This is a genomic window from Ilumatobacter nonamiensis YM16-303 (assembly GCF_000350145.1).
In the GTDB taxonomy this organism is placed as follows: domain Bacteria; phylum Actinomycetota; class Acidimicrobiia; order Acidimicrobiales; family Ilumatobacteraceae; genus Ilumatobacter_A; species Ilumatobacter_A nonamiensis.
The window spans coordinates 1-5,315 of sequence record NZ_BAOL01000236.1 but is presented as its reverse complement, the minus strand read 5'-3'; the positions used below and the strand labels follow the sequence as shown (position 1 = coordinate 5,315).

General features: G+C 64.9%; 5 protein-coding genes. 1 reads left to right on the top strand and 4 read right to left on the bottom strand.

Going from position 1 to position 5,315, the window contains the following annotated elements:
- Positions 1–36: 36 nt before the first annotated feature.
- The 4 genes from ON45_RS18310 to tig form a co-directional block, all read right to left on the bottom strand.
- Entirely contained in the window at positions 37–1,326 is a 1,290-nt protein-coding gene (locus ON45_RS18310; RefSeq protein ID WP_040495851.1) for a bifunctional folylpolyglutamate synthase/dihydrofolate synthase, read from the bottom strand.
- 53 nt (positions 1,327–1,379) lie between these two features.
- On the bottom strand, positions 1,380–2,660 hold the full coding sequence (clpX, locus tag ON45_RS18305) for an ATP-dependent Clp protease ATP-binding subunit ClpX (RefSeq protein WP_040495850.1): 1,281 nt from the start codon (positions 2,658–2,660) through the stop codon (positions 1,380–1,382).
- Between the two features lie 121 nt (positions 2,661–2,781).
- Entirely contained in the window at positions 2,782–3,414 is a 633-nt protein-coding gene (locus tag ON45_RS18300) for an ATP-dependent Clp protease proteolytic subunit (protein ID WP_040495849.1), read from the bottom strand.
- Positions 3,414–4,847 carry a trigger factor gene (gene tig, locus ON45_RS18295; protein WP_040495848.1) on the bottom strand — a complete coding sequence of 478 codons (1,434 nt, stop codon included), beginning with the start codon at positions 4,845–4,847 and terminating at the stop codon, positions 3,414–3,416. The genes ON45_RS18300 and tig overlap by 1 nt, the downstream gene beginning before the upstream one ends.
- 133 nt (positions 4,848–4,980) lie before the next feature.
- On the opposite strand from tig, the gene ON45_RS23225 reads away from it, so the two are divergent.
- Positions 4,981–5,262 (top strand): hypothetical protein, encoded by a 282-nt coding sequence (locus tag ON45_RS23225; protein ID WP_040495847.1) that lies wholly within the window; start codon positions 4,981–4,983, stop codon positions 5,260–5,262.
- Positions 5,263–5,315: the final 53 nt, after the last annotated feature.

Sequence of the window (5,315 nt, the reverse complement as noted above, 5' to 3'; positions counted from 1 at the left end):
CCATCGGGTGTCTGACACCCGATGGTTCACGAGGGGTCAGTTGGCGTGGCGTTGGAGGGTGGTGCGGGCGGCGCCGACGGTGTAGAGGCTGCCGGTGACGAGGATCGCGTCGTCGCCGTCCGCGTAGTCCACGGCCCGTGAGCAGGCATCTTCGACGGTGTCGAAGCTCACCACGTGATCGCACCCGAGTTCCTCGGCGGCCCTCGCGAGATCGGCGGCGGGGATCCCTCGCGGGGTCGGCGCGGTGGCCACGAACACGATGTCGAACTCGTCCGCGCGCAGTGCCGAGAGCATCTCCAGCGGCTCACGAGTGGTTGCCGCGACGAGGATCCGACGACCGTCCGGATGGAAGTCGCCGAAGAACACCGACGCGCACGTGTCGGCCCCGACCGGGTTGTGGGCCCCGTCGATGATCACCAACGGCTGACGGCCGAGAACTTCGAACCGACCCGGCATGCTGACCTCGCCGAAGCCCTCGATCACCACGTCTTCGGGCAGTGGCGCTGCAAAGAACGTCTCGACTGCCGTGAGTGCGAGCGCCGCGTTGTCGCCCTGGTGCGCACCGTTCAGCGGGAGGAACACGTCGGTGTAGATCGTCGTCGGCGTGCGCAGGTCGAGCAGTCGCCCGTTCACGGCGAGTGAATTGCTCAGCGTGGCGAAGTCCTCGTCACGCACGAAGGTGGTCGCTCCCCCGGCGTCACGGAAGATGTCGACGATGTCGGGATCGGTCTCGCCGACGATCACGGCCGATCCGGGCTTGACGATCCCCGACTTCTCCCGCGCCACGTCCTGAATCGACGGACCGGCGAACTCGTTGTGGTCCATCCCGATGTTGGTGACGACGGCCACCTGCGACTGGACGATGTTCGTCGCATCCCAGCGTCCCAGGAGACCGACCTCGATGACCATCACGTCGACGGCGATGTCGGCGAACCAGCGGAACGCCGCAGCGGTCAGGATCTCGAAATACCCCGGGTTCTGATCCACCAACGGAGCGACCTCGGCGACGGCCGTGATCTGTTCGGCGAGTTCTTCCTCGGTGATCGGCTCGCCGTTGCGCTTGAATCGCTCGGTGACGTGTTCCAGGTGCGGGCTCGTGTACGTGCCGACGGTGAGGCCCTGGGCGGCGAGAAGGCGCGAGATGATCTGCACGGTCGAACCCTTGCCGTTCGTCCCGGTCACGTGGATGACGGGCGCGCTCAGATGCGGGTCGCCGAGTGCCCCACAGATCGCCGCGATCGGCTCGATCGACGGGGAATCGATCCGCCCGGTCTTGTGGTACGACATGTGCTCGTCGAGATACGCGAGCGCTTCCTGGAAGTCCATCGATGTCCTGTCAGTCGAAAATGTTCATCGGTGCCGGGCACCAACGGACATCTTCAGGAGGCGGCTTTGCGTTGACGCTGCGCCTTGCGGGGAACGAGCGTCGGGTTGACCTTCTCGGTGACGGTCTCGGCGTCGATGACGACCTTGCCGATGTCGGTCCGACCGGGCAGGTCGTACATCGTCTCGAGCAAGACCTCTTCGAGGATCGCCCGCAGGCCACGGGCGCCGGTCGCTCGGAGCAGCGCTTGGTCGGCGATCGCGACGAGTCCGTCGTCGGTGAACTCCAGCTCGACGTCTTCGAAGCCGAAGATCTTCTCGTACTGCTTGACGAGGCTGTTCTTCGGCTCGGTGAGGATCGCGATGAGCGCTTCACGATCGAGTGATCGCACCGCGCCGACCATCGGCAGACGGCCGATGAACTCGGGGATCATCCCGAACTTCACCAGGTCTTCGGGCAGCACCTGCGCGAACAGTTCGCCCGGGTCGCGGTCGACGTGGCTGCGCACGGTGTGGTTGAAACCGACACCCTTCTGGCCGATCCGGTTCTCGATGATGTCGTCGAGTCCGGCGAACGCTCCACCGAGGATGAACAACACGTTCGTCGTGTCGATCTGGATGAACTCCTGGTGCGGATGCTTGCGACCACCCTGCGGCGGCACCGACGCCTGGGTCCCTTCGAGGATCTTGAGCAGCGCCTGCTGCACACCCTCGCCGGACACGTCACGGGTGATCGACGGGTTCTCGCTCTTGCGGGCGACCTTGTCGATCTCGTCGATGTAGACGATTCCGCTCTCGGCGCGCTTCACGTCGAAGTCGGCGGCCTGGATCAACTTGAGGAGGATGTTCTCGACGTCCTCGCCGACGTACCCGGCTTCGGTGAGTGCGGTCGCGTCGGCAACGGCGAACGGCACGTTGAGCTGACGGGCGAGCGTCTGGGCGAGGTGGGTCTTGCCACAGCCCGTGGGCCCGAGGAGCAGGATGTTCGACTTGGCGAGTTCGACCTCGTCCCGACGACCGACGGTGTTCTCGTTGTCGGCCTGATGCTGGATGCGTCGGTAGTGGTTGTAGACCGCGACGGCGAGGATCTTCTTGGCGTCGTCCTGACCGACCACGTAGTCGTCGAGGAAGGCGCGGACCTCACGCGGATTCGGCAGTGCCTCGAAGCTCACATCGGCGGCTTCGGTGAGCTCCTCTTCGATGATCTCGTTGCACAGGTCGATGCACTCGTCGCAGATGTACACGCCCGGGCCGGCGATCAACTTCTTGACCTGCTTCTGGGACTTGCCACAGAACGAGCACTTCAAGAGTTCGCCGGTGTCACCGAATTTCGCCACTGTCGATCTCTCCTCCGCTCAATTCTCTTGTCGCTCGCATCCGGACGACGGCCCCTCATTGTGCAACATCTGGCAACCTCATGCGAGGACCAGGCCGAATCGGCCCGGGACCAGTGTCGATTCAGCGGATCGGACCGCCGCGATCGACCGCCTCACGAGAGGAGATCACCTGGTCGATGATCCCGTACTCGAGCGCTTCCTGCGCCTCCATCACGAAGTCACGGTCGGTGTCGGTGTTGATCTTCTCGATGGGCTGGCCGGTGTGCTCGGACAGGATCCCGTCGAGGATCTCGCGCATCCGCTGGATCTCCGATGCCGCCAGTTCGAGGTCGGTGACCTGCCCGTAGCCGACCTGTCCGGACGGCTGGTGCAGCAGGACCCGAGCGTGCGGCAGTGCCAGGCGCTTGCCCTTCGTACCGGCGGCCAGGAGCACGGCGGCCGCCGAAGCGGCCTGGCCGAGGCAGATCGTGGCGATGTCGTTCTTGATGAACTGCATCGTGTCGTAGATCGCGAACAGTGCCGTGATGTCGCCACCCGGGCTGTTGATGTAGATGTTGATGTCCTTGTCGGGGTTCTCCGACTCGAGGAAGATCAACTGCGCCGAGATCAGGCTGGCGACCGTGTCGTCGACCGGGGTCTGCAAGAAGATGATGTTCTCCTTGAGCAACCGGCTGTAGAGGTCGTACGCCCGCTCGCCGCGTGCCGTCTGCTCGACGACGTTGGGGACCATGTAGTTCTTCGCATCGAGGTCCATCAGGAATCGTCCTCCGTGTCGCTCTCGGCTGTTTCGGTCTGGGTCTCGGCGGTGTCGGGCTCGGCGGCGGCCTCGGCGTCGACATCCTCGGTCGAGTCATCGTGGTCGTGGTCGTGTTCCGAATGGCCGATCAACGCGTCACGGTCCATCTCGTTGCCGTTCTCGTCGACGTAGGTGGCGTGGTGCACCAGGAAGTCGAATGCCTTCGACTTCTGGATCTGCGACACGAGCTCGGACACGGCATCGTTCTGCTCGTAGGCCCGGCGGATGTCCTTGGCCTTCTGCTCGTACTGCATCGCCAGGCGTGCGTACTCACGCTCGATCTCGTCGTCGCTCGCCTCGATGCTCTCGGCGACCGTGATCGCCCGCAGCGCCAGGTCGACCTTGACCGCCGTCTCGGACTGGCCACGCATCCCTTCGACGAAGCTCTCCGGATCCTGGCCGGTCGCCTGCATCCACTGCTCGAAGTCGATCCCCTGCGCCTGGAACTGCTGGATCGTTCCCTGGACCCGCTGGTTCAGGTCGTTGGCGACCATCGGCTCGGGAACCTCGATGTCGACCAACTCCGCGAGCGCGTCGTTGATCTTGGTGCCGGCCTGCTGTCGAGCAGTGCTCAGCTTTTGCTCGCTCAGCGTCTCGCGCAGGCTCTCCGTCCACGCCTCGGCGGTCTCGAAGTCCTCGATGTTCTCCTCGACCCACTCGTCGGTGAGCTCGGGAAGTTCACGGGTCTGGACCATCTGGACGGTGACGACGAAGTCGACCGGGTCCTCGAGGCCCTTGGGCGTGGACTCGAACTCGAGCGTGTCGCCCGCCGACGCTCCGGTGAGCTGCTCGTCGAAGTCGTCGGTGACCCAGCCCTGTCCGAGTTCGTACGAGAAGTCCTCGGTGTTGAGGCCGGACACTTCTTCGCCGTCACGGGTCGCTGCCATGTCGATCAGCAGGAAGTCGCCGGTCTCGGCCGGTCGCTCCACCGCGGTGAGCGACGCGTCTCGACTCAGCTCGGCATTCTGCGCCTCGGTGACATCGTCGTCGGTGACCTCGACGCTCGGGAGCTCGACCTTGAGCGAGTCGTAGCCTTCGACGGTGATCACGGGGCGCACCTCGCAGGTGGCCTCGAACTCGACCGGTCCGGTCTCCTCGCCGTCGGTGATCTCGACTTCCGGCGTGGCGATCAGGTCGACATCGTTCTCGTTGACCGCCTTGGACAGGTACTCGGGAACGGCGTCGCGCAGTGCCTGCTCCCGGGCTGGACCGAGCCCGACGCGGGCTTCGAGCACCTTGCGGGGAACCTTGCCGGCCCGGAATCCGGGGAGGTTGACCTCCTTCGCCAGCAGCTTGAACGCTTTGTCGATGTCCTTGTCGAACTCAGCCTCATCGACTTCGACGTACACCTTGACCTTGTTGTCCTCGAGGACTTCAACCGAACTCTTCACAGAGGCGGAGGCTATCTGTCCCGGTTGTCGACCCCTCCGGCCGTCGTCAGCCCAGCCCACACGTTCGAGATTCCGGGGTGTCGACGGCGGGGAATGGCGCGGCAAGGGTCGCGATCCGGCAGAATGGGTGGCGATGGAGTACTGGAAGCCGCACAAGCTCGCGTCGCCGCACGACGGCCAGATCTCGCTGAAGATCGGCGACAAGGTGCGCAGCACCGCCGAGATCCATGGCGTCCCCGTCGGCACCGAGGGCAAGGTCATCCTCGCCAACGGCTTCAACTGGCAGCGGTACCGCGTGCTGTTCGAGAACGGCGCCGAGGTCGGCGATTGCGACCACCGCAACATCGAACCGATCGGCCGCACCGCCAAGCGCCTCGCCAAGCAGGCCGCCAAGGCCAAGCGCGCCATCGCCTGACCGACACCACCCCACCCCACGTTCTCGTGAACTGTTCCGGCGCTCCGTGCGCG

Coding starts and splice junctions, on each gene's coding strand:
- ON45_RS18310 (WP_040495851.1), bottom strand. CDS start 1,326: ATGGACTTCCAGGAAGCGCTCGCGTATCTCGACGAGCACATGTCGTAC.
- ON45_RS18300 (WP_040495849.1), bottom strand. CDS start 3,414: ATGGACCTCGATGCGAAGAACTACATGGTCCCCAACGTCGTCGAGCAG.
- ON45_RS23225 (WP_040495847.1), top strand. CDS start 4,981: ATGGAGTACTGGAAGCCGCACAAGCTCGCGTCGCCGCACGACGGCCAG.